The sequence below is a fragment of the Pseudomonas sp. 6D_7.1_Bac1 genome (assembly GCF_025465945.1).
GTDB lineage: Bacteria > Pseudomonadota > Gammaproteobacteria > Pseudomonadales > Pseudomonadaceae > Aquipseudomonas.
The window spans coordinates 42,077-68,207 of the sequence record NZ_JANLNW010000009.1 but is presented as its reverse complement, the minus strand read 5'-3'; the positions used below and the strand labels follow the sequence as shown (position 1 = coordinate 68,207).

Genomic DNA, 26,131 nt, shown 5'->3' with positions numbered 1-26,131 from the left:
AAAAAACTCATGCGCTCAACCCCTCCCCCTTGCCAGGCCTGATTTGCAGGGCCGAACGGTAGAAAAAACGACTGACGGAACCCCAAGCGCCAATCACGGCCTAAACTTCGCTATCAGACCTACAGGAATGTGACCGATGAGCCGTATCGAAACCGACAGCCTTGGCCAAGTAGAAGTCCCGGATGACGCCTACTGGGGCGCTCAGACACAACGTTCGCTGATCAACTTTGCGATCGGCAACGAACGCATGCCGCTAGCCGTACTGCACGCTTTGGCACTGATCAAGAAAGCCGCCGCAAGGGTCAATGATCGCAACGGTGATCTGCCGGCCGACATTGCCCGGCTGATCGAACAGGCGGCCGACGAAGTGCTCGACGGCCAGCATGACGATCAGTTCCCGCTGGTGGTCTGGCAGACCGGCAGCGGCACCCAAAGCAACATGAACGTCAACGAAGTGATCGCCGGTCGCGCCAATGAACTGGCCGGCAACCCGCGTGGCGGCAAGGTGCCGGTGCACCCCAACGACCACGTCAATCGTTCGCAAAGTTCCAACGACTGTTTCCCCACCGCCATGCACATTGCCACGGCGCAGGCCGTGCAACAGCACCTGTTGCCGGCGATCGCTGAACTCTCCGCCGGTTTGGCCGAGCAGGCTGCCCGGCACATGAAGCTGGTGAAAACCGGTCGCACGCACTTGATGGATGCCACACCGATCACCTTCGGCCAGGAGCTTTCGGCGTTCATCGCGCAGCTCGATTACGCCGAACGTGCTATCCGCAGTGCCTTGCCGGCCGTCTGCGAACTGGCTCAGGGCGGCACGGCGGTGGGGACCGGCCTCAACTCGCCGCATGGTTTTGGCGAGGCGATTGCCTCCGAACTGGCCGCCCTCTCCGGCCTGCCGTTTATCACCGCGCCGAACAAGTTTGCCGCGCTGGCCGGGCATGAGCCGCTGACCACCCTGTCCGGCGCGCTGAAAACCCTTGCCGTGACCCTGATGAAAATCGCCAACGACCTGCGCTTGCTGGGCTCCGGGCCGCGCGCCGGTTTCGCCGAGGTCAAGCTGCCCGCCAACGAGCCCGGCAGTTCGATCATGCCCGGCAAGGTCAACCCGACTCAGTGCGAAGCGCTGTCGATGCTCGCCTGTCAGGTGCTGGGCAACGACGTGGCGATCGGTTTCGCGGCCAGCCAGGGTCACCTGCAACTGAACGTGTTCAAACCGGTGATCATTCACAACCTGCTGCAATCAATCCGCTTGCTGGGCGACGGTTGCAGCAACTTCCAGCAGCATTGCATCGCGGGCCTGGAGCCGGACGCCGAGCAGATGGCTGCACACCTGGAGCGCGGTTTGATGCTGGTGACGGCACTGAACCCGCACATCGGCTACGACAAATCCGCCGAGATTGCCAAGAAGGCCTATGCCGAAGGGTTGACCCTGCGCGAGGCGGCGTTGCAGCTGGGTTATCTGACGGATGAGCAGTTCGATGCCTGGGTAAGGCCGGAGAATATGCTGGAGGCTGGCAGCAAGGGCTGATATTTGCAGTGACTGGTGGTCCATCATCGCGAGCAGGCTCGCTCTCACATTCGACCGCACTCCCTTGAGGAAACGCGGTCACTGTGGGAGCGAACCTGCTCGCGATGAACGATAACGCGGTCTATCGGCCGACCGCTGCCCGCATCCGCCGGGCCTTGAGCCCGGCGATCAGCGAAGGCCCCAGTGCGACCAGCGCCGACCCCAGCACCACCAGCACCGCACCGCCATACGCCAGGCTGTTGATCTGTTCGGCGTGCACATAATCGGGCCATAACCAGGCGGCCAGCGCTACGGCGGCAAAGGTTACCAAGGGAGTGATGGCGAGCGTCGCACTGACCCGCGAGGCCTCCCAATGGGCCAGCGCCTCGGCAAAAGCCCCGTAAGCAATCAGCGTGTTCAGGCAGCAAGCAAGCAGCAACCAGCCTTGCAGCGGGCTCAGTTGCAGGGCTTCCAGCGGATGCACCCAAGGCGTCAGCAACAAGGTGCAAAACAGGTAGATCACCATCATCACCTGCAACGAGTTCCACACCGTCAGCAGCTGCTTCTGGCCCAGTGCATAGAAGGTCCAGACCGTCGACGCCGCCAGCACCAGCAGCACACCAGCGGTGTAATCACTCAAAGACGTCAGCAACTCGCTCAGCCGCTGATTGAAAAACAGCCCGAAGCCAAGCAACAGCACCAGCAGGCCAATCCCCTGCCCCAGGCTGAAACGCTCCTTGAACACAAACAGGCTGGCAATCAGCAACAGGATCGGGCCCATCTGCACGACCAACTGCGCGGTGCCCGGACTCAACAGGTTCAGCCCCATCAGGTACAGCACGTAGTTACCCACCAGCCCGAGCACCGCCATCAGCACCAGCCAGCCACCTTTAGGGCCAAGCGCCCGTCGGCTCGGCAGGCGTTTGGTCGCCGTCAGGTAAAGGAACAGGAAACTGCCGGACACGATCAGTCGAAACCAGGTCACCGTGACCGGGTCCATCACCAGCAGCACTTGCTTGAGCTTGATTGGCAGGATTCCCCACAAAAACGCGGTCAGCAAGGCGAGGAACAGACCATATACCCAGCGACCGGACGAAATGTGCATGGAAACCCCAAAGGCCAACAACGGGAAACCTCATTCTAGGCTGCCGTCGAGGCCTCACACAGGGACAGTTGGCGCGATGCCGTAAATGAGACTGTATCGGTCGCACCGACACAGCCTTTCGGGTTTAACGCACCGCTTCAAACAACCCCGTAGCCCCCATCCCGCCGCCCACGCACATGGTCACGATGCCGTAACGCAGGTTGCGCCGTTGCAGTTCGCGCACCAGATGCCCGACCTGACGCGAGCCAGTCATGCCAAACGGGTGGCCGATGGAGATCGAGCCGCCGTTGACGTTGTATTTTTCATTGTCGATTTCCAGGCGATTGCGGCTGTACAGGCACTGCGAAGCAAAGGCTTCGTTGAGTTCCCACAGATCGATATCCGCCACCTGCAAACCCTTGGCCTTGAGCAGTTTTGGTACCGAGAACACCGGGCCGATGCCCATTTCGTCCGGGGCGCAACCGGCAACGGTGAAACCACGGAAGAAGGCTTTCGGCTTGAGACCCAGCTGTAGCGCTTTTTCCAGGCTCATCACCAGGGTCATCGAGGCGCCGTCAGACAGTTGTGAAGAGTTGCCGGCCGTGACTGAACCGTCTTCGGCAAATACCGGCTTGAGTCCTGCCAGGCTTTCGTAAGTGGTGTCCGGACGGTTGCAGTCATCGCGATCGACAATGCCTTCAAGCATCTGCGCCTGACCGGTGTTTTTGTCCTCGACCTTGTACGTCACCGCCATTGGCACGATTTCATCGTCGAACAACCCCATGGCCTGCGCCTGCGCCGTGCGCAGCTGACTTTGCAGGGCGTAGCGGTCCTGCTCTTCGCGGCTGACGCTGTAGCGACGGGCGACGATTTCCGCAGTCTGGCCCATGGGGAAATAGATGCCTGGTACTTGCTCCTTGAGCAACGGATTGATCAGGTTGTCGGTATTGACGCTTTTCATGGTCAGGCTGATCGACTCGACGCCACCCGCGACGATGATGTCGCTGCAACCCGAAGCAATCTGGTTGGCCGCGATGGCAATCGCCTGCAAGCCCGATGAGCAAAAGCGGTTGAGGGTCATGCCGCCGGTGCCGATGCCCAACTGCGAGAGCACTGCCACGTTGCGACCGATGTTGAAACCCTGGGCGCCTTCGTTGGAGCCGGCGCCGACAATGCAATCCTCGACGCTGGCCGGATCGATGTCGTTGCGCGCAAGCAACGCGTTGACGCAATGGGCCGCCATGTCGTCCGGACGCGTCTGGTTGAACTTGCCACGAAAGGATTTGGCCAAGCCCGTTCGCACGCTATCGACGATCACTACTTCACGCATGGCACACCTCAGTGTTGTTGTCGTTCAAGGAAGTGGATCGAGCATAAATCCAGCTCCCGACGACCGCGACAATCATTCACCCCGCGTATGCAAAACCATCGGACTACTTCTTCGACTTCTTCTCCTGCTTGTCGGATTTCTCGAAGGCGTCTTCCAGCGCGCGGTTGAGAGTGCGCAGCACTTTGACCCGGGCCCAGCGCTTGTCGTTGGCTTCCACCAGCGTCCAGGGCGAGACCTCGGTGCTGGTGCGGTCAACCATGTCGCCAACGGCAGTCCGGTAGTCGTCCCACTTCTCGCGGTTGCGCCAGTCGTCTTCGGTGATCTTGAAGCGTTTGAAGGGAATGGCTTCGCGCTCCTGGAAACGCTCCAGCTGAGTCTGCTTGTCGATAGCCAGCCAGAACTTCACCACGATCACGCCGGACGCATTGATCTGTTCTTCGAAATCGTTGATTTCGCCATAGGCGCGCATCCAGTCGGCCGGGCTGCAGAAGCCCTCGATGCGCTCCACCAGCACCCGGCCGTACCAGGAACGGTCGAAAATGGTGAATTTTCCCCGTGCCGGGATCTGTCGCCAGAACCGCCACAGGTACGGCTGCGCGCGCTCATCCTCAGTCGGCGCGGCAATCGGCACAATGCTGTACTGGCGCGGGTCGAGTGCCGCAGCCACACGACGAATCGCCCCGCCCTTGCCCGCTGCGTCATTGCCCTCGAACACCGCGATCAGTGCGTGTCGGCGCATGCGTTTGTCGCGCATCAGGCCGGAAAAACGCGCCTGTTCGGTAATCAGTTGCTCCTCGTAATCGTTTTTTTCCAGTCGCTGGCTCATGTCCAGACTGCCGAGCAGGCTCAGTTGATCGACACTGGTCGGCAGCGGCGCGGCGTTGACTTTGTCCGGTTTGACCTTGGGCCGTTTGAGGGCAGTTTGCAGGCCTTCGAGCAGGATCTTGCCCACGCTCAGACTGCGGTAATGGGCGTCCACGCCTTCGATCACATGCCAGGGTGCGTAGTCACGGCTGGTGCGGCGAATCACCCGCTCGCCGTACTGCACAAATTTGTCGTAGGTGTGCGATTGCTGCCAGTCCAGCGGGCTGATGCGCCAGCTGTGCAGCGGATCGTCCTGCAAGGCCTTGAGGCGTGCCTTCATTTGCTTCTTGGACAGGTGAAACCAGAACTTGAAGATCAGCGCGCCTTCATCGCAGAGCATTTTCTCCATACGCTCAGTCTGGTTGATCGCCTGGTCCAGCACCGCGTCCTTGAACAGGCCATGGACCCGCCCCTGCAACATCTGGCTGTACCAGTTGCCGAAAAACACCCCCATCCGCCCCTTGGCCGGGAGCATCCGCCAATAGCGCCAGGCCGCTGGTCGCGCCAGCTCTTCGTCGGTTTGCTGATCGAAGGTGCGTACTTCAATCAGTCGCGGGTCCATCCACTCATTGAGCAACTTGACCGTCTCACCCTTACCCGCGCCTTCAATCCCGTTGATCAGCACGATCACTGGAAAACGGCCCTGCTGTCGGAGGTCGTATTGGGCTTCAAGCAAAGCCTCACGCAGCGCCGGCACTTCAGCTTCGTAGGTTTCTTTATCAATCGCATGACCGATTTCGGCAGATTCGAACATGAGTGGCTCCCTTCCAAGATTGAGCAAGACTAGCGGATTGGGCAGGTGTTCAGCAGAGAAATTCCCCGTGGCGAGGGAGCTTGCTCCCGCCGGCCGGTCCGCGCTCGGGCGCAGCAGTCGTCTGACGGTTGACGGTTGACGGTGTTCGACGGATAAATCACTTGGTCAGGTTTTGGGCCGGCTTCGCCGTCCAACGGGAGCAAGCTCCCTCGCCACAAAAACCGAATCCGACCATGGATTTTCGCTGAGTCAGCGCCCTCGAACCCTGCCATGGATCAATCGCCGTCGCCCTGATCGGCTAGAATGGCCGCCTTGCCACGCCTGAGCCGCCCATGAATCCTGAAATACTGCCGAACCCCGTACCGCATGCCCAGCTCGACTGGGACGACCAAGGTCGCCCGCGTTCGCGGGTGTTTGACGATGTGTATTTCTCCGATCAATCGGGCCTTGATGAAACCCGCTACGTGTTCATCGAGCAAAACCGCCTGAGCGAACGTTTTGCCGAGTTGCCGGCGGGCGAGAAGCTAGTGATTGGCGAGACCGGTTTCGGCACCGGGCTGAATTTTCTCTGCGCCTGGCAGCTGTTCGAACAACAAGCAGTGGCCGGCGCGCGGCTGCATTTCATCAGCGTCGAAAAATACCCGCTGAGCCCGCCAGACCTGCAACGGGCCCTGGCGCTCTGGCCGGACCTCAAGCCCTTTGCCGATCAGTTATTGGCGCAGTACGTCGCCATCCACCAAGGCTTTCAGCGGCTGGTGCTGGACAACGGCCGCGTGACCCTGACGCTGTTGATCGGCGATGCGCTGGAGCAACTGCCACAGCTGGACGCGCAGATCGACGCGTGGTTTCTCGACGGTTTCGCCCCGGCGAAAAACCCGGACATGTGGACCGCCGAACTGTTTGCCGAACTGGCGCGTTTGGCGGCGCCCGGTTCGACCATCAGCACCTTCACCAGCACCGGCTGGGTACGCCGCCTGCTCAACGCGGCGGGCTTCAAGATGCGCCGCACGCCAGGTATCGGCCACAAATGGGAAATCCTGCGTGGTGTGTTCGTCGGCTGGCCTGAAGAGATTCCTGCCCCGATCACCGCCAAGCCATGGTTTGCTCGCCCTCACCCGGTTGTCGGCGAACGTCGTGCACTGGTGATCGGCGCCGGGCTCGCCGGTTGTGCCAGTGCCGCCAGCCTCGCCGCGCGCGGTTGGCAGGTCAGCCTGCTGGAACGGCATGCCGATCTGGCGCAAGAAGCCTCAGGCAACCCGCAAGGCGTGCTGTACCTGAAACTCTCGGCCCATGGCACCGCACTTTCGCAATTGATCGTCAGCGGTTTCGGGCATACCCGGCGCGTGCTCGAGCACTTGCAACGCGGCGTCGACTGGGACGATTGCGGAGTGCTGCAACTGGCGTTCAATGCCAAGGAAACCGAACGTCAAGCGCAGTTGGCGGCGGCCTTTCCCGCCGACCTGTTGCACCTGCTGGATCAGCCACACGCGCAGGCCCAGGCCGGAATCGGACTGGCCCATGGCGGGTTGTTCTATCCAGAGGGTGGCTGGGTTCATCCACCGGCCCTGTGCCAGTGGCAAGCCTCGCAACCCAACATCCAACAGCTGACCCACCGCGATGTGCTGGAGCTGCGCAAGGTCGATCATCAGTGGCAAGCCTGGGAGGGCGACACCCTGCTGGCCAGTGCGCCCGTGGTGATACTGGCCGGCGCGGCTGAAATCAAACGTTTCGCGCAAAGTGCCGAGCTGCCGCTCAAACGCATTCGCGGGCAAATCACCCGATTGGCACAAACGGCTGAAAGCCAGAGTCTGGCGACGGTGGTCTGCGCCGAAGGTTACGTTGCACCTGCGCGCCTGGGTGAACACACCCTGGGCGCCAGCTTCGACTTCAAGAGCGACGACCTGACCCCGACCACCGCCGAACACCTTGGTAATCTTGAGCTGCTCAAGGAAATCTCCGGCGATCTGGTCACTCGCCTGCACGCCGAAGAGTTGATCCCGGAACAGCTACAAGGTCGCGCCGCGTTCCGCTGCACCAGCCCCGACTACCTGCCGATCGTCGGCCCATTGGCCGACAGCCAGGCATTCGCCCAAGCCTACGCCGCACTGAGCAAGGACGCTCGACAGGTGCCGGACATTGCTTGCCCATGGCTCGACGGGTTGTATGTCAACAGCGGTCACGGCTCCCGCGGTTTGATCACCGCGCCACTGTCCGGCGAGTTGCTCGCTGCGTGGCTGGACAACGAACCACTGCCCTTGCCCCGAAGCGTCGCCGAAGCCTGCCATCCAAACCGGTTTGCCTTGCGCAAGCTGATTCGCGGTTCTTGATGCAGGGATCACCCACATCAGGCCTGCGGGCTGGTCCTGCGGCGTGAAGCGCCGTAGGATCGCCGGATTGATGACCCGAGGTGCCTATGCTGATTCCCCACGACCAACTTGAAGTCGACACCCTGACCCGCCTGATCGAAGACTTCGTTACCCGTGACGGTACCGATAACGGCGACGAAACCCCGCTGGAAACCCGCGTGCTGCGGGTGCGCCATGCGTTGAGCAAAGGTCAGGCGCTGATTGTGTTCGATCCGGAAAGTCAGCAATGCCAGCTGATGCTCAAGCACGATGTGCCCAAGCACCTGTTTGACTGAGCGGTGATTTGACCAGGCACTTCAGCCGCGCTTGCCTTAATGCCAGTCAGTTAAGGGAAAATTCGCCGAGCACACTACCTGTGGCGAGGGAGCTTGCTCCCGCTGGGTCGCGAAGCGACCCTAAAATCAACCACCGCGAATTTTCAGATGTAACGCAATTGCCAGATTACGACCGCTTCGCGGCCGAGCGAGAGCAAGCTCCCTCGCCACAATTGATCACCAGGCGATAGATTTCCGTTAACTGACTGGCATTAGCGCTTGCCCTGTACCCGTTTGGCCCGAATGCGCTCGTAGACTTCAGCGCGGTGCACATTGATGTTTTGCGGGGCCTCGACACCGAAGCGAACGTTGCTTCCGTTCACGGCGAGGATACGCACAGAGATGTTGTCGCCAATGGAGATCAATTCGCCCACAACGCGGCTGAGTACGAGCATGGCTCTTGTCCTTGAGGTTACCGGGCCTTGAAGATGACCGGCTGGCGCCGGGTCTTCAATGCAACAGCGGTAAAACAGTCCTGCCCTACGCGGCAGAATGACTCCTCCTACAGACCTGCCCTGCATCGCAACGCCGATGGCTCAAGCGGCAGAGAAGCGCGGGCCAAACAGAATGATGCTCGCACCTAACACGCAGAGTGCAACGCCCAGCCAGTCCGAGCTCAGCGGTCGAATCCGCTCGACCACACCAAGCCAGCCAATGGACGCGATGATGTAAATGCCCCCGTAGGCGGCATAAGCACGACCCGCGTAGGTTGATTCGACTTTGGTCAGCAGTATCGCGAACAGCATCAGGCTGAGCAGCGCCGGCACGACCCACCAGGCGCTTTTGCCCTGCCGCAACCACATCCAGAAGGCAAAACAGCCGGCGATTTCGAACAACGCGGCGAGGAAAAACCACAGGTAATTAAGCATGCACACATCTCGTCAGGGCGGCCAGAAGCGGCAACCCTAGCGACGCAGCCCGCTACTCGCAACTTTGTTTGGCCTTGGCGCGCATCTTGTCGGCCATCACGGTCATTTCGTTGTAGAGCAGTTGCGGGTTCTTTTGTTTGAGTGCCCAGGCCATACGGCCCTGTTCGTGAGGCAAGATCATGAACTCGCCTGCGGCAACATGCTGGTAGATGTAATCGGCGATATCGCTGGCGGTAATCGGCGAGCTTTCCAGCAACTTGCCAACCTGGGCTTTCATGGCCGGGGTCGGACCACGGAAGGAATCGAGCAGGTTGGTCTGGAAGAACGACGGGCAAACCACGTGCACGGCGATTTCCTGCTGCGCCAGCTCAATCAGCAGGCTCTCGGACAGCGCCACCACACCGGCCTTGGCCACGTTGTAGTTGCTCATGGCCGGGCCCTGCATCAACGCGGCCATCGAGGCGATGTTGATGATCTTGCCTTTGCTCTTTTCCAGCAGCGGCAGGAAGGCCTTGCAGCCTTTGACCACGCCCATCAGGTTAATCGCAATTTGCCAATCCCAGTCTTCCAGCGACAGCTCACTGAAGAAGCCACCAGAAGCCACGCCGGCGTTGTTGACGATCACATCGATGCCGCCCAGCTTTACTTCACACGCTTGTGCGAAGGCAGTCAGCTGACTGTAGTCACGCACATCGCAACGCTGAATGAAACCGTCACCTCCGGCCTCACGGACGAGCTTGAGGGTTTCCTGCAGGCCCGGCTCGCTGACATCGGACAATGCCAACTGCCAACCTTCTCGAGCCCAGCGCAGAGCGATTTCGCGACCCAGGCCGGAGCCGGCGCCAGTGATCATCATGCGATTTTGCATAGGGAGTTGCCTTGTTGTTCTGGGGAAGATGTTTCGCAGTGTAGCGAAGGATTTTCCTACACCTATGACCATCAAATTGCTGAATGCCCCAGGCAAACCGCAGCGGTTGCGTGGCGCAGAACTGCGCCACGCCGCGCGGATTCTCGGCAGTATTTGACCGTCGACAACTACAACGGATAAAAAAGAGGCCCTTACGGGCCTAATTTCGGTCAGTTAAGCGCAATCCATGTGGGAGCAAGCCTGCTCGCGATAGCGGTGGGTCAATCAACATTGATGTTGAATGTTATGCCGTCATCGTCGGAACGCCGCCCGGAGCCGGCTCGCTCCCACAGGTTTGTGCCTTAACTGACCGGCATTAGCCCTTGCGAGCCTCGTTTTTTGTTGCAGCCTTACTTGGTCTGCATGCTTTCGGTTACACCGGCCGTGTTATCCAGCAAGCTCTTGGTCGCGGTTTGCAGGAACGCTTCCAGCTTCTGTTGCAGCTCAGCGGTACGCGGTGCATTCGGGATGACTTCGGCATGCGGGTTGGCACCCAGTTGGTACCGGTACATCTTCGGATCCATTTCCTTGGGCAGAATCAGGATCTGGTCAGCCGTGACGATGGCCGTGGTCTGCTCGGTGCCCGATGGCTTGATCACGCCAAAACCGGTGTCGCCTTGCGGCAGATTGAGCAGGTCGCGGCCCCAGCACTGATGACGCACTTCGCCACCGAGACGGCCCATGATGGTCGGCACGATGTCGATCTGAGTGCCCACGGTGTGGTCACGTTGACCGAACTTCTCCTGGATGCCCGGTGCAATCATCAGCATCGGCACGTTGAAGCGGCCCAGGTCCATTTCGGTGATTTGCCGCTCGTTGCCAAAACCATGGTCGCCGACGATGACAAACAGGGTTTCCTTGAAGTACGGCTCTTTACGGGCCTTTTCAAAGAACTGCCCCAACGCCCAGTCGGCGTAGCGCATGGCGGTCAAATGCTCGTTCAGGCTGCCACGATCAGTGACTTGCTCGACCGGCAATGGCGTCGGCAACGCATACGGTGTGTGGTTGGACAGGGTTTGCAGCAGCGCGTAGAACGGCTTGCCTTCGCGCGCCTTGAGCTCCTGCAGGCCACGGTCAAACATGTCCTGGTCGGACACGCCCCAGGTTGGGTCGGAGAACACCGGGTTGACGTAGTCGTTACGTCCGATGAAGTTGGTCATGCCCTGGTTGCTGAAGAAGCCCGACTGGTTGTCCCAGGCGAAATCACCGTTGTAGACATACACATCGTCGTATTTACGGGCGCTGAGCAACTGTGGCAAGCCGGACAGCTTGTGGCTGCCTTCCGGGGTCTGCATCAGGTATTCGAAGCCCGGCAGGTTCGGGAAGCAGGCCATGGTGGCGAACATACCCTGGTGGGTATGGGTGCCGTTAGAGAAGAAACGGTCGAACAACAGGCCTTCTTTCGCCAGTTTGTCGAGGTTCGGCGTGATGTTGCCCGGCGCACCCAAGGCACCTACCGAGTGACCGGCCATGCTTTCCATCAGGATCACAACGACGTTCTTGATCGGCAGGGTTTTGTCGGCCGGCGGTGTGTAGTCGCGGCGTACCGCAGCGATATCGGCGTCAACCAGCTTATCGTCCGGCATTACCAGCATTTCGCGGACAATTTTCTGGGCTTCAGGCTGCTCCATGGTCGCCTTCCAGATGTTGTCGCGCTCTTCGGACATACGGCTCTTCGCAGCCTCAATCAACTGCAGCGTGCCGTTCAGGCCCAACTGGTTGGCGAAGTTCGAGTCGGTGGTGTAAACGTCACCCCAGCGCAGCGGCGGGCCTTGACGCAGGGTGCCACGGGCAGCCACGACGCAGATCAACAGGCAAACCACAAATACCGCGATGCGCGCATACCACGGAGCCACCTGACGGGTGCCGATGCTGCCACCGCTGAACGGGCCACGTGGACGGGTTGCACGGTCGGCGCCCTTGAATGCCAGGCTCAACAGCCAGGTGCCAACGACCCAGGCCAGCAGATAACGCACCACCGGGAAACCGTACCAGAGCATGCTCATCACGGTTTTCGGGTCTTCCTTCACATACTGGAAGACCAGACCGTTGAGGCGCTGGTGAAACTCGCGGTAGAAGTCCATCTCCATCAGGCCCAGGAACAGCGCGATGCTGGAGACGATGGTCAGCCAGAGCCGGAACAGACCACGGGCCGCCATTGCCCGGACACTGAACAGGGCCAGCAACAGCGGAATGCTGAGGTAAACCACCAGACGCAGGTCGAAACGCAGACCGTTGACAAAAGCTTCGAGGAAGGTCGAGGCCGGTGTGTTAAGAATCATCTCCCGGTTGTAAACCAGCAGCGCAACGCGCAGCAGGGAGAGCATCACCATCATGACCAGGGCGCAGAGCAGCGTATAAGACAGATGCGATTTGACGGTCGGTTGCAGCAAGCGATTCGAAGCTCGCTGCGGACTCAGGGCGTCCGGGATTGCCATGTCGTTTTAGGACCCATTGGAAGTTGAAGTTTCAAAGAAAAAGAAATAGCTGCGCCCTGCCCTCTCATTGCAGTGACTTGCAGGAAATGGCCGTAGGAGCTTGCGCGATGCGCAAATGTTGCACGATCACTCACGGCATTGCCATTCATTACTGGCGAGTTCCCCTCAAAGTTTGACTTCCATGGCTCTGGAACAAGAGTAAAGCCAAGGGCTTGGCGTGAAATCTGTGCGGGCGAATTGTCTTGGAGCGTTTGTGAAAATTTCGTACAACGCATATCTGGAAACACAATATACCTTCGGTAAACCGGCCTCCCCGAACATGCACAGAGTTACCCATCTCCCGGGATCGGCAATTGTCGTCAGTCCTTTCTACGACTAGACTCCAGCCCATGAAACACCGACTGCGACTGTTCCTGGTTTTGCTGATCAGCTTCGCCCTGCCCTTGAGCGCGATGGCTGGGGTTGCTGCGCCTACGGAACCCTGCCCGATGACCTCGATGGGCATGGCGATGATGGCCGGCATGGATCAAGGCTGCTGCCATGACATGGACAAAGCTTCGAATCACGGCAACCCGTGCAAGCCCGGTCAGGAATGCAAGTCCGGCGGTATTCTGCAAGTTTCAATGATCAAACCGGCTACCCCCCGGTTCAGCACACTCAGCATTTCCGTTTCCAGCGACTTTCTCCCAGCCCGGACCCTCTCCGGTGTGTGGCGCCCTCCTCGCGTCTGATTCCTGTGCTTCTTTGAACCCCCTCAAGCCATAGCGCCGAGGGACACCTGCGCGCCTGCATAAAAGGCGTGCAGTGGATCATCACAGGAATCATCCACATGAAATCCATGTGCAACTGCACCGGCTGGCCGCTCATGGCCGCCCTGGTGGCAAGCGTGCTTGCCACCCCGAACCTGGCCGCCGCGCCATTGACACTCGATGAGGCCTTGCGCCTGGCCGAGAACAACGCCCCCACCCTCAACGCCGAGGCTGCCCGCCTGCAAGCGGCCACTGCCGACGCCATCCCGGCCGGCGAACTGCCGGACCCCAAGTTACTGCTGGGCGTACAGAACTACCCCATCAGCGGCCCCAATCGCGGCTCCCTCAATGACGACTCCATGACCTCGCAAATGGTCGGGGTCGTGCAGCAGGTTCCTAATCGAGACAAACGCCAGGCCCGAGTCGAAGTCGCGGAAGCCGCCGTCGACCGGGCGCAGGCGCAAGGCCGCATCGAGCGCCTGAGTGTGCGTCAGGCCACCGCCCAAGCCTGGATCAACCTTTATTCGGTAGCGCGCAAAGAGGCGTTGTTCAAGGACTTCTACCAGGAAAACCGCCTGCTGGCCGAGACGGTTCGTGCGCAGATCGCCGGCGGCCGTGGCCAGCCTGCCGATGCGGTGACGCCGAAACAGGAAGCCGCACGCCTGGAGGAGCAACAGGATGAGCTGACCCGCCTGCGCGCCAGCGCCACTGCCGCGCTCAAACGCTGGATCGGTCCGGCCGCCAAGGATTCACCTGTGGGTAACTTGCCGGTGTGGCCGGTCGACGCCTTGGGCTACAGCCATAAATTGCAGGACCACCCGGTGCTTTCGGCCTTCGCGCCCATGACCCGCGAAGCTGAGGCCAAAGTACGGGAAGCCGAAGCGGAGAAAAAGTCCGACTGGAGCTGGGAAGTCGACTACCAACGTCGCAGCCGCGAGTTTGGTGACATGGTCAGCGTGCAACTGAGCTTCGACCTGCCGTTGTTCCCTGATAAACGGCAAAACCCGAAAGTCGCCGCCCGCCACGCCGAACTGAACCAGTTAGAGGCCGAACAGGAAGCGGTAACGCGCAAACACACCGAGGAACTGGAACAGGACCTGGCCGACTACCAACGCTTGAACCGGGCGGTACAACGCAGCCAGGCCAGCCTGCTGCCATTGGCCAGGGAAAAGGTCGAACTGAGCATGGCCAGTTACCGCGCAGGCAAAGGCGACCTGATGTCGGTGATTGCCGCTCGCCGCGAACTCATCGACGCCCGCCTCAAACACACCGATTACGAAGAACAACGAGCCCTGACCGGGGCACGGCTGTACTTCGCTTATGGAGAACACCACCAATGAGCACTTTTATCGTCAAAGGCGCCTTGTTGGCCGGGCTCTCGATCGTGATCGGGGCGGCCGGTGGTTACTGGTTCGCACAAACACACCGCACGGCCATCCCGGCAGCGGCCGCCGAGGCGCAAGACAACCCAAAAAACCCGCTGTACTGGTACGACCCCATGTACCCGCAGCAGAAGTTCGACAAACCGGGGCCGTCGCCCTTTATGGACATGCAACTGGTGCCGCGCTATGCCGACGCCGCAAGCGATACTGCGCCGCTGAGTATCGACCCGGGACTGACGCAGAATCTCGGCCTGCGTCTGGCCACCGTTACCCGCGGTGCGCTCGATCCAGGCACCGAAGTCGCGGGCGTGCTGACCCTCAACGAGCGCGACGTCGCGGTGATCCAGGCACGCGCTGGCGGTTTCGTCGAGCGAGTTTATGCCCGTGCACCCGGTGATGTGCTCAAGGCCAATGCACCACTGGCCGACATTCTGGTGCCGGAATGGGCCGCCGCGCAGGAGGAGTTTCTCGCCCTCAAACGTACGGGCGATGCGAGCCTGCTGAATGCTGCGCGCCAGCGACTGAAACTGGCCGGGATGCCGGCCGCGTTGATCAGTCAGGTGGAGCGCCAGTCGAAGGTCCAGACGGTGCAGACCTTGACCAGCCCGATTGGCGGCGTGTTGCAGACCCTTGAAGTCCGTGAAGGCATGAACGTGACCGCAGGCCAGACGCTGGCGCGGGTCAATGGTTTGAGCAGCGTCTGGTTATCGCTGGCCGTACCGGAATCTCAGGCGGGTTCCATCAGCGAAGGCCAGACCGTCAGCGCCCGTCTGCCGGCCTTCCCGGGCAAAATGCTCAGCGGCACCGTCAGTGCCGTCCTGCCCGAAACCAATACCGACAGCCGCACCCTTCGCGTGCGGATCGAGCTGGCCAACCCGCAGGGACAGCTCAGACCGGGCATGACCGCACAGGTGCAGTTCAAGCATTCAAACGAGCAAACCCGACTGTGGGTGCCAAGTGAAGCGCTGATCCGCACCGGTCGTCGAGTAATCGCGATCATTGCCAAGGACGCCGGGCACTACCAACCGGTCGAGGTCGAGGCCGGGCAAGAAAACGCCGGTAAAACCGTGGTGCTCAGGGGGTTGCAGGAAGGCCAGCAAGTGGTCAGCTCCGGGCAGTTTTTGATCGACTCGGAAGCGAGCCTCAAAGGCATCGTCGCCACACCACTGGATAACACCGGAGGCCAGCCATGATAGCTGCACTGATTCGCTGGTCGGTGGGCAACCGCTTGCTGGTGCTGCTGGCCACACTGTTCGTCACCGCGTGGGGCATCTGGTCGGTGCAAAGCACGCCGATCGACGCCTTGCCGGACCTCTCCGATGTCCAGGTGATCATCCGCACACCGTATGCCGGACAGGCACCGCAAATTGTCGAAAACCAGGTGACCTACCCACTGGCCACCACGATGCTCTCGGTGCCGGGGGCCAAGACCGTGCGCGGTTACTCGTTCTTCGGTGACAGCTTCGTTTATGTGATTTTCGAAGATGGCACCGACCTGTATTGGGCGCGCTCGCGGGTGCTTGAGTACTTGAGCCAGGTCCAGAGTCGTCTCCCGGCCAGTGCCAAACCAGCGTTGGGGCCGGATGCCACCGGGGTCGGCTGGATCTATCAATACGCCCTGGTCGACCGCTCCGGCAGCCATGACCTGGCGCAACTGCGCGCCTTGCAAGACTGGTTTATGAAATACGAGCTCAAGACCCTGCCCAACGTCGCCGAAGTGGCGACCATCGGCGGCATGGTCAAGCAGTATCAGGTACTGCTCGACCCCTTGAAGCTGGCGAATCTGGGGGTGACCCACAGCCAGGTGATCGAGGCCATCGGCAAGGCCAACCAGGAAACCGGCGGTGCCGTGCTGGAGATGGCCGAGACTGAATTCATGGTGCGTGCCTCCGGTTACCTGAAAACCCTCGATGACTTTCGCGCGGTCCCGCTCAAGCTCACCGCTGCGGGTGCTCCGGTGACCCTGGCGGATGTTGCGACGGTTCAATTGGGCCCGGAGATGCGTCGCGGGATCAGCGAACTCGACGGCGAAGGTGAAGCCGTCGGCGGTGTGGTGATTTTGCGCAGCGGCAAAAACGCCCGTGAAACCATCGCCGCTGTCAAAGAGCGCCTCGATGAACTGAAAAGCAGCCTGCCGCCTGGGGTGGAGATCGTCCCGACCTACGACCGCAGCAAACTGATCGACCGCGCCGTGCACAACCTCAGCTTCAAACTGCTCGAGGAGTTCATTGTCGTGGCGCTGGTGTGCGGGCTGTTTCTCTGGCACTTGCGTTCTTCGCTGGTGGCGATCATCTCGCTGCCGGTCGGGGTGTTGATTGCGTTTATCGTCATGCGCCACCAGGGGATCAACGCCAACATCATGTCCCTGGGCGGTATCGCGATTGCCATCGGGGCGATGGTCGATGCGGCGGTGGTGATGATCGAGAACGCCCACAAAAAAGTCGAAGCCTGGCACGTGGCCCATCCCGGCCAGCCCCTCAACGGCGAACATCACTGGCGAGTGATGACCGATGCGGCGACTGAAGTGGGTCCGGCGCTGTTCTTCTGCTTGCTGATCATCACCCTTTCGTTCATTCCGGTGTTCACCCTGCAGGCTCAGGAAGGACGGCTGTTCGGGCCGCTGGCTTTCACCAAAACCTACGCCATGGCGGCCGCAGCAGGGTTATCGGTCACGCTGGTGCCGGTGCTGATGGGCTACTGGATTCGCGGCTCGATCCCCAGCGAACAACGTAATCCGTTGAACCGCTGGCTGATTCGGCTGTATCAACCAGCCCTGAGTGCAGTGTTGCGCCGGCCAAAAATCACCTTGCTGGTGGCGGTGGTGATGCTGCTCAGCGTCGCCTGGCCGCTGTCGCGATTGGGCGGCGAGTTCCTGCCGCCGCTGGATGAAGGGGATCTGCTGTATATGCCCTCGGCATTGCCGGGGTTGTCCGCCCAGAAGGCTGCGCAGCTGTTGCAGCAGACCGACCGGATGATCAAAACCGTGCCGGAAGTGCTGCACGTGTTCGGCAAGGCCGGACGCGGCGAAACCGCCACCGACCCGGCGCCGCTGGAGATGTTCGAAACCACCATCCAGTTCAAGCCGCGTGATCAGTGGCGGCCGGGCATGACCCCGGAGAAACTGGTGGAGGAACTAGACCGGACCGTGCGCGTACCGGGCCTGACCAACATCTGGATTCCACCGATCCGCAACCGCATCGACATGCTGGCCACCGGGGTGAAAAGCCCGATCGGGGTCAAGGTGTCCGGCACCGATCTGACGCAGATCGATCAGGTCGCCCAAGCCATCGAGCAAGTGGCGAAGAAGGTTCCGGGGGTCAGCTCGGCACTGGCCGAGCGCCTGACCGGCGGGCGTTACATCGATGTCGACATCAATCGCCCGGCCGCCGCGCGTTACGGATTGAACATCGCAGAAGTGCAATCGATCGTCGCCAGTGCGATTGGCGGGGAAAACATTGGTGAAACGGTCGAAGGTCTGGCGCGCTTTCCGATCAATCTGCGTTATCCCCGCGAGTGGCGTGACACCCTCGGCGGCCTTGAACAGTTGCCGATCTATACCGCCCAAGGCCTGCAAATCACCCTCGGCAGCGTGGCAAAGATCAAGGTCAGCGACGGCCCGCCGATGCTCAAGAGCGAAAACGCCCGGCCGGTGGGGCTGGTCTACATCGACGTGCGCGGGCGCGATCTGGCGTCGACCGTCGCCGATTTGCGGCAAGCGGTCAGCCAACACGTGACGTTGCAGCCTGGCATGAGCCTGAGCTATTCGGGGCAGTTCGAGTTTCTTGAGCGAGCCAACGCGCGGCTCAAGCTGGTGGTGCCGGCGACGTTATTGATCATCTTCGTGTTGCTCTATTTGACCTTCAAACGCTTCGACGAAGCCCTGCTGATCATGGGCACCCTGCCCTTTGCACTGATTGGCGGTGCGTGGTTCCTGTACCTGCTGGGGTACAACCTGTCAGTGGCGACCGGGGTCGGTTTTATTGCGTTGGCGGGGGTGTCTGCCGAGTTTGGCGTGATCATGCTGCTCTATCTGAAGAACGCCTGGGCTGAACGTGAGGACGCCGGTGACAGCACTGAACGAGGGTTGGTGGAGGCGATTCGCGAGGGTGCGGTGCAGCGGGTTCGGCCCAAAGCCATGACCGTTGCGGTCATCATTGCCGGGTTGTTGCCGATCCTGCTGGGCAGCGGGACGGGAAGTGAAGTCATGAGCCGGATTGCCGCGCCCATGGTCGGTGGCATGCTGACGGCGCCACTGCTGTCGTTGTTCGTGATTCCGGCGGCTTATCGCTTGATGCGCCGCCGCAATCTGTAGACCAGAACCGTGCGGCCGAGCCCCCACGGTGCTCATCGATCAGTCGTTGCTTGGCTTGTTCACCGCTTGCAGCACGTACTGCGGCAAGGCGAAGGCGCCGATGTGGATTTCCGGGTTGTAGTAGCGCGTGATGATGCCGCTGCCGGCAAAACGCTGACTCAGGGTTTCGCGGGACAGTTTGCGGTACGCGGTGTTGGTCGCGCCCCAGGCAAAGGTCATGGCGCCGCCGATGTAGGTCGGCACCGCGGCCTGGTAGAAGTGCCAGTCCGGGAACAGGCTACGCAGGCGGCCGGCGGTGGTTTTCACTTCTTCGATCTGCATGAACGGCGTGCCGTTCTGGGTCACCAGAATGCCGCCTTCGTTCAGGCAACGGCGGCACGCCTGGTAGAAGTTCTCCGAGAACAGCACTTCACCCGGACCGATCGGGTCGGTGGAGTCAGAGATGATCACGTCGAATTTTTCCTGGGTGGTGGCGACGAAACGCATGCCGTCGTCGATCACCAGGTTCAGGCGTGGGTCATCGAACGCACCTTTGGAGTGGTTCGGCAAAAATTCCTTGCACATGTCGACCACGGTGCCGTCGATTTCGACCATGGTGATGTGTTCGATGCTGCGGTGCTTTGCCACTTCACGCAGCATGCCGCCGTCGCCACCGCCGATGATCAGCACGCGTTTGGCGGTGCCATGGGCGAGGATCGGCACGTGGGTGAGCATCTCGTGGTAGATGAACTCGTCGGCTTCGGTGGTCTGGATCACGCCGTCCAGCGCCATCACCCGGCCCATGCGCGGGTTCTCGAAAATCACCAGGTGCTGGTGCTCGGTGCGCACTTCGTGCAGCAGCTTTTCCATGCGAAAACGCTGGCCGTAGCCTTCGTAGAGGGTTTCCAGGTACTCGCTGGTCTTGGTGGTGCTCATGGGAAGTCCCCCGGTGAATGCTGGTGGCAACGGACGGTTACCCGACCATGATGGACAATCGCAGACGCTGGGCAGGCGATTGACCAAGGAAAGGCGCGCATTCTACGACGCCGAACATGACAGGTCGAACCTTCGTCAGACCAAAGATCATTCAAGCACACAGTGAACCCTGTGGGAGCGAGCCTGCTCGCGATGAGCGATGACGCGGTTTACTGAAAAACCGCGGCGCCTGCATCGCGAGCAGGCTCGCTCCCACATTGGAATGTGTTGGATTTGAGGATGGATTCAGAACCGCATATTGCCTCGAGGCCCCGCAATCGCCCAAATAACCAGGCCCAGCACCGGGAGCAGGAGAATCAGCAGCACCCAGATGATTTTCATCCCGGTTTCCGCGCTGCTTCTAAGCACGTTGATGATCGCCCAGATATTCAGCGCGAAGATGATCAGGCCGACCAGGCCATTGAAGGTGGAACCCATGGTGTCGCTCCCAGAAGAAATTATGCCCCCTTAGGATAGTCCGACCTGACGAGGGTTCCGCTTTATTACGCTTGGCGCAGTAACGGCCTTAAACGTGAATCGCCACTTTCAGCGCTTCCAGGGACGGCGCGGCGGCAATCCCGACGTGTGCGCACAACTCCAGCACCCGTGGGACGTCGTTGCCAAAGACCAGCACGACCTGAATCTCGTCATCGAGCAGTTGGCTGAAGTTCATCAGCGTGTAACCGCCGTTTTCCGGGTTCATGCTGCCCATTTGAATCTGGATGCGGTTGAGTGCGGTCAACGCTTCGGTCTTGGCCAACTGCTTGGGCTTGATGTTGAACGCCACACCCGGGCCGAAGGACGCAACGATCTGTGCGAACAGGTCCATGTAGGTGTCGGCCTGGAACAGCACGGTTTGCGGCAGACTGCCGACCACCACCCACTCCCCCAGTGGGATCGGGAAAGTGTCGTCATAGTTGATGTCCGGGTTGGCCGCCAGGAACGCCTCGGGATCGGCATAGGCCTGGGCCGCTTCGTCGGCGATCTGCACAATTTCCGCCTCGCTCATGCAGCCGGAGCTGATTTTGCTGATGAGTTCGATGAGTGCGGCTTTCATGGGCAAATCCTGTAGCGAGGGAGTTTTGAGGGCACGAAGGATAGCGTATTCGCGAAGAGATACCGAGCCCGAGGTCAGGTGCCCATCTGTGGCGAGGGAGCTTGCTCCCGCTCGGCTGCGAAGCAGTCGTAATCCGAAACACTCGGAGTATCAGATAAAACCGGGGTTCAGGATTCAGGGCCGCTTCGCGCCCCAGCGGGAGCAAGCCCCCTCGCCACAGGGGTCGTGATCAGCCGAGCAGTTTTTGCAGTTGTGCGGTGGTATCGGCGGCGCCCATGGTTTTGGCTGCGTCCAGTGCGCTGATGCCATTGGCGTCCTTGGCCTTGGGATCGGCACCTTTGCTGATCAGATAGTCGACGATTGCGCTGCGATTGAACATCGCGGCCATCATCAGCGCGGTGCGGCCATCAAAGGACGAACCTTCAACCTCGGCGCCACCTTCGACCAGCGCGGTGACCACGGCCAGATCACCTTTGAACGCCGCGCCGGCAATCGGGCTTTGGCCATTGTCGTTGCGGATCTCTGGATCGGCCTTGTGCTCAAGCAGCACTTTCACCGCATCGACATGGCCGTGGTAAGCGGCAAGCATCAGCAAAGTGTCGCCCTTGTGATTACGCAGGTTCGGCGGCAAGCCTTTGCTCAGCAGCGCGGCGAGCATCGCCGCGTCGCCATCGCGGGCCTTGTTGAACACCTGCTCGGCAAACTCCGCGGCTTCTTCCGGGGTCATCTGGCGGGATTTGTCTGACATTGGGGACTCCACATTCGGTCGATCGCAAAGCCGCTAGTTTCCTTAAGCGGCCTTACACCTGTCACCCCTTTTTTCTCTCGCCGGGCCATAGCCAGAATCAATAACGGAGCTTGCCACTGTGGATATTCGCCAGCACCTGTTCGGTGATCTGCACGTAAGTGTCCGAGCCCGGTAGCCAGGCATAAATCGGATCGTCACCGGTTCTCCCCGGATCGAATGCTTCATCCTTGAGGCGGGTCTTCTGGTACTTGAACGTCCCGGTGGTCTCCATTTTCACCTTGACCCGTAAAAACAGCGGCACCGCATAGGCCGGCATGTGCTGGCGAGCGAATTTCAGCAATTCACTGAAGTCCAGAGTGGCCAGCGATTCAGCCGGGGTGATTGCCGCCATGCCGGCGCGGCCATTGGTGTTGCTGATCTCCACGCCATAGGCCACCGCCTCGGCGATGTGAGGATGCTGCAAGAGGATGTTCTCGACCTCGGTGGTCGAGACGTTCTCGCCCTTCCAGCGGTAGGTATCGCCGAGGCGGTCGACAAACTGTGCGTGGCCAAAACCGATGTTGCGCAGCAAGTCGCCGGTATTGAAGTAGCGATCGCCCTTCTCGAAGACATCGTGGAGCACGACCTTCTCGGTCTTCTGCGGATCGGTGTAGCCGTCCAGCGGCGCCTTGTCATCGATCTTCGCCAGCAATAGGCCTTGCCCGCCTTTACCGACTTTTTGCATGAAACCCTTGCTGTTGCGGATCGGTGCGCCACTCTCGTGGGCGTACTCGACCAGCTCCCAGGACATCAGCGAGAAGCCGATGGTGTTGTCGAAGTTGAGGATGTTGGTGAAACCGATGTTGCCGTCGCTGGCGGCGTACAACTCGCAGATGTGATTGATCCCGAAGCGCCGCTTGAACTCGCTCCAGACGCCGGGGCGCAAGCCGTTGCCGATCATCTTCACCACCGCGTTATCACGGTCGTCGGCTCTCGGCGGTTGATCGATCAAGTACCGGCACAACTCGCCGACGTAGCCGATGGTGGTGGCCTGATACTTGCGCACGTCGTTCCAGAACTGGCGGGCGCTGAATTTGCGCCGAATGGCAAAGCCCGACGCCCCGCAAATCGCCGAGCCCCAGCACACGCACAACCCTGTGGCGTGATAGAGCGGCAAGGTGCAATAGACGACATCGTCGGGGCGCATATTCAAAGCGATCAAGCCAAAACTGGCAGAGGTCCGCATCCAGCGGCCATGCTTGAACACCCCGGCCTTGGGCAATCCGGTCGTGCCGGAGGTGTAGATATAAAAACAAGGGTCGTCGAGGTACACCTGCTGGCTGCTGGCCGGGTTGCCTGTCGGGCAATCGGCGCTGGCGCGCATCAGGTTGATGAAGCCTGCGGGCACCGAGCCGGGATCACGGGAGGTGTCCTGATCGGCCACACACCAGGTTCTCGCAGCGTCAATTGCAACCTGCTCGCGTATCGCCGAAAACGCCTCGACCAACTCCCCGCCCACCACAATTGCCACCGGCTCGACCAGGTTCAGGCTGTGCACCAGCGCCTGTTGGGTTTGCGAGGTATTGAGCATGGCGCTGATCGCGCCGACCTTGGCCACCGCCAGCACCGTGACCAGCAGCTCCGGGCGGTTTTCGATGAAGATCCCGACCACATCACCTTTGCCAGTGCCTTGAGCAATCAAATGGTGGGCAATGCGGTTGGCCCACTGGTTGACCTGTGCATAACTGAGTTTGACCCCACCTTGCAGCAGCGCCAGGCCATCGGGGTTGCGTTGCGTCGCCTGCTCGAAGCTCCAACCGAGGCCGCAGGGCTGATCCGGCTGTTTGACATTGGCAACTTTGAGGCCCTTGACTACCCGTGGCAGGGCTTTGGCAATGGACGGCAACTTACGGAGCATCATGCCCCAGGTGATCATGTCGTTTGACGCGCTGCTCATGGTTGCTCCCGTTCGGCCCTTGATGTCAGGCCTGTTTTGTTATTGTCGGGCGAACATGTATTCGGGGTGTTCAGGCAACTTCATCCCTGTGTGAGAGACAGCCGATAACCTCTCGTTAGAGATTCAATAAAAGACGTGGTACAGGCCAAAAAGTACGCCCGCACTTATGTCGCTGTACACGCGGTTTTTGAAATGTTTTGTATCCGGGTCGATACTGCCGCTAACCACTGCACGGTCGCCCGCACGTTGTACTGGCGATCTCGCAAAATGCAGGATGCACGATGGCCATTCATGCAGAATGCACGAGGCTGAAAAAACGCTTATTTTCAACTTATTGATTTATAACGACTTTATAAAATATTCGTACTGGCACAATCAGTGCACCTATCACTTCAAGCTAGCCAATTATGTGTAACCGGAGCCGATAGACATGAGCCTGATCCAGGAAAAATTCTCGTCCCTGTTCTCCAACTTCGACGTCACCACGCAGGCACGCCCTGACGGCGGTATTCTGCTGACGCTGAGTAACAGCGAGGGCCGCGTGTTCAAACGCTCGATTTCCTACGCCCAATTACATGCCGGCGATCAACTGTCCTGGGCGATCAGTGCCATTCGCCGTGACGTGGCCGAACAGGCCAGCGAGCTGCCGCAGATTTCCATGCTGCAAAGCCAGCAGCGTTTCGCCCTGCCGACCTATTACTCGTAGCAAACAGTCACCGCTCAAACCCTTCAGGTCGTGCAAGCCTTGCGCTACACGGCCTGAGTGCGTTGTGAGCTCAGCTCAACAAGCCGCGCTTGACCGCCTCGCCGACCGCTTGGGCACGGTTGGAAACGTCAAGTTTGGAATAGATATTGCCCAGGTGATACTTCACCGTCGCCTCGGATATGTTCCGAATCACGCTGATTTCCCACACCGTTTTCCCGGCCTTGGCCCAGCGCAAAATCTCCAGTTCCTTTTCGCTCAAAGGTTTGCCCACCGGATCCGGACGCTGTCGTTTCGGTGTTTTCAACACGGGAGCGCCGGCCCGGTCTTGTGTTTTCATCCTTACTCCTCTCGCCAAGAGTCCGCACCATTACCCAGTACACACAGTGCCTGGATAAGCGAACAAACTTCAGACCGAAGAGTTACACAGGGACGAGATTAAACAAGTAAGGAAAACCACAAACAGGCATGGCCGACTTATCAACAGGCAACTTCCTACACGTCCTACAGACGCAAAGTGGCCGTGATGTTAGTTCCTGATGGAAAGACGGCTGACCGCATAGGTTGCTGTCAGCCGTTGCCACTCAAAAAGTGGCTGGATCGATCTGCGAAAAACTGCTGACACTCGAATGCCCGGCGAGCTCCCCCCCTTCGCGCACCAGTGCGCAGGTGGCCATGCCGGCTTCACGGGCGGCATCCAGTTCCTCAACGATGTCGGAGAGAAACAGGATGTGCGAAGACTCGACGCCAATGGCCTGAGTAATGCGCCGGTAGGATTGCGCCTCACGCTTGGGTCCTGACGTGGTGTCGAAGTAGCCGCTGAACAACGGTGTCAGGTCACCGGCCTCGGAGCAACCGAAGATCAGCTTCTGGGCCTGGATCGAACCGGACGAGTAAACAAACAGTTGATACCCCGCCTGATGCCAACGTTTAAGCGCATCGACCGCGTCCGGGTAGACATGGCCCTTCAACTGCCCGGCCTGATAACCCTGCTCCCAGACCATCCCTTGCAGGGCCTTGAGCGGTGTGGCCTTGCGGTCTTCGGCAATCCAGCCCAGCAGGATTTCAATCACCCGTTCAACGTCAGCGCCAGGCTCGGCGCTGTCCTGGCGAACCGCGTCGATTTGCCGGGCAACGTCGGCCCGTTGCGCCTGCTGACGGACAAAGTCCGGCAAATGTCTGGCGGCGTAGGGAAACAGCACGTCGAACACAAAACTCACCGCACTGGTGGTGCCTTCGATGTCGGTCAGAATGACTTTGATGGTCATGCCTTCAGTCCTCAAGGCGCGGGAAGCGACTGGCGATGTCTTCACCGGTGAAGTTGGCCACCCAGCCTTCGGGGTTGTTGAACAGACGGATCGCCACGAAGTGCGGATGCTCACCCATATCGAACCAGTGCGCTGTGCCTGCCGGCACCGAAATCAGGTCGTTTTTTTCGCAGAGCACGGCGTACACGTAGTCGTCGATGTGCAAGGTAAACAGGCCACGGCCAGCAACGAAAAATCGTACTTCGTCTTCTGCGTGACGGTGCTCATCGAGGAACTTGGCGCGCAATTCGGCTTTTTGCGGGTGATCGCTGTTGAGGCTGACCACGTCGACGGTAATGTAACCGCGCTCGGTCATCAGTTTATCGATCTGTACCTGATAGGCAGCGATCACCTCTTCCTGACTGGCGCCAGGCTGGATCTTCGCCGCCGCTTGCCAACGATCGAAACGGACACCTTTTTCGGCCAGGGTCGAGGCGATATCGTCGAAGTGGGTCAGGACCTTGTTCGGCAGGTCCGGGCTTGAAACGTGGTAAACGGACAGGCTGCTCATGTTGGCAATTCCTCGTTAGCGGCGCTGCCGTCCGGC

General features: G+C 60.1%; 23 protein-coding genes. 8 read left to right on the top strand and 15 right to left on the bottom strand.

The genetic code is table 11. The annotated features are described in order from the left end of the window. The first annotated feature begins 136 nt into the window (after positions 1-136). On the top strand, positions 137-1,531 hold the full coding sequence (locus NTD87_RS03115; protein ID WP_262111799.1) for a class II fumarate hydratase: 1,395 nt from the start codon (positions 137-139) through the stop codon (positions 1,529-1,531). 121 nt (positions 1,532-1,652) lie between these two features. On the opposite strand, the gene NTD87_RS03110 is transcribed toward NTD87_RS03115, so the two are convergent. From NTD87_RS03110 to pap, 3 genes are all read right to left on the bottom strand, one after another. Then, positions 1,653-2,615: a DMT family transporter gene (locus NTD87_RS03110; RefSeq protein ID WP_262111798.1), complete on the bottom strand. Its 963-nt coding sequence runs from the start codon at positions 2,613-2,615 to the stop codon at positions 1,653-1,655. Positions 2,616-2,739: 124 nt separating this feature from the next. After that, the gene (locus NTD87_RS03105) at positions 2,740-3,924 is read right to left on the bottom strand and encodes a thiolase family protein (protein ID WP_262111797.1); all 1,185 of its coding nucleotides are present in this window, start codon (positions 3,922-3,924) and stop codon (positions 2,740-2,742) included. A gap of 103 nt (positions 3,925-4,027) precedes the next feature. Then, positions 4,028-5,542, bottom strand: a complete 1,515-nt coding sequence (gene pap / locus NTD87_RS03100; RefSeq protein WP_262111796.1) for a polyphosphate:AMP phosphotransferase — start codon at positions 5,540-5,542, stop codon at positions 4,028-4,030. Positions 5,543-5,874: 332 nt separating this feature from the next. Here pap and mnmC point away from each other — a divergent pair, with 332 nt between their 5' ends. Both mnmC and NTD87_RS03090 read left to right on the top strand, forming a co-directional pair. Then, the gene (gene mnmC, locus NTD87_RS03095) at positions 5,875-7,869 is read left to right on the top strand and encodes a bifunctional tRNA (5-methylaminomethyl-2-thiouridine)(34)-methyltransferase MnmD/FAD-dependent 5-carboxymethylaminomethyl-2-thiouridine(34) oxidoreductase MnmC (RefSeq protein WP_410017452.1); all 1,995 of its coding nucleotides are present in this window, start codon (positions 5,875-5,877) and stop codon (positions 7,867-7,869) included. Between the two features lie 86 nt (positions 7,870-7,955). Continuing rightward, complete coding sequence (locus tag NTD87_RS03090; protein ID WP_019693006.1) at positions 7,956-8,183, top strand: YheU family protein; 228 nt, start codon at positions 7,956-7,958, stop codon at positions 8,181-8,183. A gap of 251 nt (positions 8,184-8,434) precedes the next feature. Here the strand turns inward: NTD87_RS03090 and csrA are convergent, their stop codons facing one another. The 4 genes from csrA to NTD87_RS03070 form a co-directional block, all read right to left on the bottom strand. After that, positions 8,435-8,617 (bottom strand): carbon storage regulator CsrA, encoded by a 183-nt coding sequence (gene csrA, locus NTD87_RS03085; RefSeq protein ID WP_262111793.1) that lies wholly within the window; start codon positions 8,615-8,617, stop codon positions 8,435-8,437. A gap of 141 nt (positions 8,618-8,758) precedes the next feature. Continuing rightward, positions 8,759-9,091, bottom strand: a complete 333-nt coding sequence (locus NTD87_RS03080; RefSeq protein ID WP_262111792.1) for a YnfA family protein — start codon at positions 9,089-9,091, stop codon at positions 8,759-8,761. Positions 9,092-9,143: 52 nt separating this feature from the next. Then, positions 9,144-9,959 (bottom strand): SDR family oxidoreductase, encoded by an 816-nt coding sequence (locus tag NTD87_RS03075; RefSeq protein WP_262111790.1) that lies wholly within the window; start codon positions 9,957-9,959, stop codon positions 9,144-9,146. Between the two features lie 389 nt (positions 9,960-10,348). Further along, positions 10,349-12,436, bottom strand: a complete 2,088-nt coding sequence (locus tag NTD87_RS03070; RefSeq protein ID WP_262111789.1) for an LTA synthase family protein — start codon at positions 12,434-12,436, stop codon at positions 10,349-10,351. A 389-nt stretch (positions 12,437-12,825) separates the two neighbouring features. On the opposite strand from NTD87_RS03070, the gene NTD87_RS03065 reads away from it, so the two are divergent. The 4 genes from NTD87_RS03065 (at position 12,826) to NTD87_RS03050 (ending at position 18,879) form a co-directional block, all read left to right on the top strand. After that, on the top strand, positions 12,826-13,167 hold the full coding sequence (locus NTD87_RS03065; protein WP_262111788.1) for a hypothetical protein: 342 nt from the start codon (positions 12,826-12,828) through the stop codon (positions 13,165-13,167). 98 nt (positions 13,168-13,265) lie between these two features. After that, on the top strand, positions 13,266-14,525 hold the full coding sequence (locus NTD87_RS03060) for a TolC family protein (protein ID WP_262111787.1): 1,260 nt from the start codon (positions 13,266-13,268) through the stop codon (positions 14,523-14,525). Beyond that, on the top strand, positions 14,522-15,760 hold the full coding sequence (locus tag NTD87_RS03055) for an efflux RND transporter periplasmic adaptor subunit (RefSeq protein WP_262111785.1): 1,239 nt from the start codon (positions 14,522-14,524) through the stop codon (positions 15,758-15,760). Before NTD87_RS03060 ends, NTD87_RS03055 begins: the two co-directional genes overlap by 4 nt. Next, a complete protein-coding gene (locus NTD87_RS03050) occupies positions 15,757-18,879 on the top strand; it encodes an efflux RND transporter permease subunit (protein WP_262111783.1) in 3,123 nt (1,040 codons plus the stop codon). Before NTD87_RS03055 ends, NTD87_RS03050 begins: the two co-directional genes overlap by 4 nt. A gap of 39 nt (positions 18,880-18,918) precedes the next feature. Here the strand turns inward: NTD87_RS03050 and speE are convergent, their stop codons facing one another. The 5 genes from speE to NTD87_RS03025 form a co-directional block, all read right to left on the bottom strand. Continuing rightward, positions 18,919-19,794 (bottom strand): polyamine aminopropyltransferase, encoded by an 876-nt coding sequence (gene speE, locus NTD87_RS03045; RefSeq protein ID WP_262111782.1) that lies wholly within the window; start codon positions 19,792-19,794, stop codon positions 18,919-18,921. A 285-nt stretch (positions 19,795-20,079) separates the two neighbouring features. Beyond that, entirely contained in the window at positions 20,080-20,271 is a 192-nt protein-coding gene (locus NTD87_RS03040; RefSeq protein ID WP_262111781.1) for a PLDc N-terminal domain-containing protein, read from the bottom strand. Positions 20,272-20,359: 88 nt separating this feature from the next. Continuing rightward, on the bottom strand, positions 20,360-20,890 hold the full coding sequence (locus tag NTD87_RS03035; protein WP_262111780.1) for a hypothetical protein: 531 nt from the start codon (positions 20,888-20,890) through the stop codon (positions 20,360-20,362). A gap of 229 nt (positions 20,891-21,119) precedes the next feature. Further along, entirely contained in the window at positions 21,120-21,638 is a 519-nt protein-coding gene (locus NTD87_RS03030) for an ankyrin repeat domain-containing protein (protein ID WP_262111779.1), read from the bottom strand. 97 nt (positions 21,639-21,735) lie between these two features. Then, positions 21,736-23,574 (bottom strand): long-chain-acyl-CoA synthetase, encoded by a 1,839-nt coding sequence (locus tag NTD87_RS03025; protein WP_262111777.1) that lies wholly within the window; start codon positions 23,572-23,574, stop codon positions 21,736-21,738. 430 nt (positions 23,575-24,004) lie between these two features. On the opposite strand from NTD87_RS03025, the gene NTD87_RS03020 reads away from it, so the two are divergent. After that, on the top strand, positions 24,005-24,280 hold the full coding sequence (locus NTD87_RS03020) for a DUF3509 domain-containing protein (RefSeq protein ID WP_262111776.1): 276 nt from the start codon (positions 24,005-24,007) through the stop codon (positions 24,278-24,280). Between the two features lie 70 nt (positions 24,281-24,350). On the opposite strand, the gene NTD87_RS03015 is transcribed toward NTD87_RS03020, so the two are convergent. The 3 genes from NTD87_RS03015 to NTD87_RS03005 form a co-directional block, all read right to left on the bottom strand. Then, complete coding sequence (locus tag NTD87_RS03015; protein WP_262111775.1) at positions 24,351-24,617, bottom strand: helix-turn-helix domain-containing protein; 267 nt, start codon at positions 24,615-24,617, stop codon at positions 24,351-24,353. 244 nt (positions 24,618-24,861) lie between these two features. Continuing rightward, positions 24,862-25,545, bottom strand: a complete 684-nt coding sequence (gene mtnC, locus NTD87_RS03010; protein ID WP_262111773.1) for an acireductone synthase — start codon at positions 25,543-25,545, stop codon at positions 24,862-24,864. A gap of 4 nt (positions 25,546-25,549) precedes the next feature. Then, positions 25,550-26,095 carry a 1,2-dihydroxy-3-keto-5-methylthiopentene dioxygenase gene (locus NTD87_RS03005; RefSeq protein WP_262111771.1) on the bottom strand — a complete coding sequence of 182 codons (546 nt, stop codon included), beginning with the start codon at positions 26,093-26,095 and terminating at the stop codon, positions 25,550-25,552. Positions 26,096-26,131: the final 36 nt, after the last annotated feature.